The sequence below is a fragment of the Photobacterium sp. OFAV2-7 genome, assembly GCF_022347985.1.
Lineage (GTDB): Bacteria > Pseudomonadota > Gammaproteobacteria > Enterobacterales > Vibrionaceae > Photobacterium.
On sequence record NZ_JAKRFQ010000752.1, the window covers coordinates 1 to 2,633 of the forward strand.

Genomic DNA, 2,633 nt, shown 5'->3' on the forward strand with positions numbered 1-2,633 from the left:
CAAAACCAACAAGCCCATTCGAAGACCGATCCCTACCAAAGTCCGATCCATCCTAGAACGCGTTATGGCGACATACGACGACGTTCTATTCCCAGGGCAAGACCTCAATACCCCAATCAGCATTGCAGCAGCAAACCGTTATATACGCCGCATACGCGAGAGCCTGCCGTTAGAACACTGGCGAACCCATGATTTTAGGCGCTCTCTGTCTACAGGCGCTTCTGAACTCGGTGTGATGCCACACGTAGTAGAGAAGATGCTAGGCCATGAGCTAGGTGGGGTGCTGGCTGTGTATAACAAGCATGATTGGTTGGATGACCAGCTTAAGGCTTATGAGCTGTATGCTGATAAGTTGACAGCATATCTGGACTCTAATGACGGATAACATGTTTACACCACTGTTTTCATATGGTTTTATACTGAGCTATTCGGTAGGAGTATATGTGTGGTAGTAGGAAGAGAGATGAGATGTACTAATTCAAATCATAAATCTTTTTCGTACCTCAGATGACCGGAAGAGATATTAACTGAGCTTGTAGAGTTTGATGCTAACTATTTGGAGGTGATATTTGAGTCAGAACTATATTCCGTTCGTAAAAACCGCTTGCTTTTACGTCTGCGTTAGCTTGGGTGTCTGCATACGCTTCTTGCTGGGTAATCTTTACGGAGTATTAATCACCATGCTAGCTGTTCGCTATTTTAGCGAAAGTATCTTCGGTTATCCTGCATATTCCTTCAGTGAACTGATGGAATGGCTCAGATCATTGAGTGATGAAATGAAAGTTGCTATAGCTAGCTCACTCGTAACTGTCATCGGATTTCTAGTAGCATACGCCAGTGCTACAGCAAACTGGAAATCTCAAGTATTGGCAAATATTAAATTACAGGCTTGGGGGGAGTTAAATGCATTTTTTACTGAAGTTGGTTCGCTGGTTACTGATTGTGAGATTTATGCGACTGAATCCATAGAAGCTGCTAGTAAGATAAGAAAATCAAAAGATAAGCATGAGAAGCTATTCCTAGTCTCATATCAATATAGTCGTGGGCAGGAGATCGAATTAAAACGTAAGAGATTAGTTGCAATGTCAATTCAAGTGCATCAATTTACAGGCAAATACGCAAATTTGTTTTTTTCCGTACCAAAAGTGCAGTCGAATTTTGATATTGCCTCTCAAGCCTTAACTGAAGTAGCTTCAAAAACTTGGTTTAATATCCCTCTAGCATACGCAGAAGATACTGATCCTGTAACTACTTTCTTAAAGCAAATCGATGAAGACAAATTAAATGACTTCAAGTCTACTGTTGATAAAAATCGGATGCTTATCTCCTTTTTACCGGGTAGTGCCGGAGGGATATTGCAATCAGGTGTTGTTCCTTTCAATGGGTTTTCGCTATTAAATATGTATCGTCGCTCTAAAGAGCTACATAATGCATTTGAGGAGCTCCGAAAAGCGAAGCAAAATAGTTAAACAAGTATTTAAGAATGGTTCCCAATGCTTGGTATTTTCAGTGCAAGGTTGGGTTTTGTGTTCACAGTTTAATGATTTAGGTATGGTGGTAGCGTTGCTCACCTTAATGCAGCGTTAGCCTTCTGCACTAGATGCAAATATAGGAATAGATGTTGAAAAACGAAAAGCCATTATGGATTATTGGTTCACTGATGACACTATTATTACTGCCAGCTGTCTTTATTGCGGGTTTGATCACCGGACATGAATTAAGCAACGATTTACCATTATCTGAAGACTCCCTGTCTGCATGGGTTGCTGCTTTGGCCACTGTTGCAATTGCTGTATTAACTTTCATTCTTGCTTTGGAAACTTGGAAATTGCGCCGTAGTCAAGATAAGCAATCTGCAGATATATTGGAACAGTCTATAAAACCAGAACTTGAGGTTTACCTTGAGTCTTCTAAACTTTCATTCCAATTCATGAATCTTTATGTTGAAAATACGGGAAATGGTGTAGCTAAAGACATAACGTTTGAAATAAAAGGTAAAAATGGCTCCACCTTTTCGCCTGAAGAGATAGTGTTGATAGAAGAGATTGAACGTCTCAATTTTATTAGGAATAAAATGACGTCCTTGGGCGTTCAAAAAAAACGCAGTAGTTTTTTGTTTAGTTTTATAGAGTTAGTAGAGAAGGTTGGTAATAGTGCTTTTGATATTAAGCTGGCAATTTTGGTTACATACACTAATATCGCAGGCAAACAATATATATCTGAATCTACTATTGATTTGTCGGAGTTTAAAGGAATTACAGAATTAGGAAATGGAGATCCAATCCATAACCTTGCCAGTGAAGTAGAAAAAATCAGGAAAAGCTTTGAGGGTGTTGTGCACTCTGGACAAAAAAGTAATAACTTTAATGTTCGTATCCACACTAAGAAAGACGTGGAAGAAAGGCGTAAGAAAGAATCTGAAATGCTTGCAGAGTATAAAAAAATCAGAGAGGGAATATAAACATTTATGAGTAATTCCAAATGCGTGGCGTTTTCAATTCATGAATGGGTTTCGTGTTTAAAGTGAAATGGTTTAGTTTTGGTGGAAACGTTGCTCTTTTTTTAATATGGCTACGCCAGTTGTAGATATATATAGAGGTATACTTGAGAGATATAGCAGATTATAGGGCCTG

Annotated in this window: 3 protein-coding genes; all 3 read left to right on the forward strand. The window is 39.0% G+C overall.

Features of this window, described 5'->3' with window-relative positions:
- The coding region (locus tag MHN01_RS24015) for a tyrosine-type recombinase/integrase (RefSeq protein WP_239413892.1) at positions 1-385 on the forward strand (385 nt) is incomplete at its 5' end.
- Positions 386-680: 295 nt separating this feature from the next.
- Positions 681-1,469: a hypothetical protein gene (locus tag MHN01_RS24020; protein ID WP_239413893.1), complete on the forward strand. Its 789-nt coding sequence runs from the start codon at positions 681-683 to the stop codon at positions 1,467-1,469.
- A 149-nt stretch (positions 1,470-1,618) separates the two neighbouring features.
- Positions 1,619-2,461 carry a hypothetical protein gene (locus MHN01_RS24025; RefSeq protein WP_239413894.1) on the forward strand — a complete coding sequence of 281 codons (843 nt, stop codon included), beginning with the start codon at positions 1,619-1,621 and terminating at the stop codon, positions 2,459-2,461.
- Positions 2,462-2,633 lie beyond the last annotated feature (172 nt).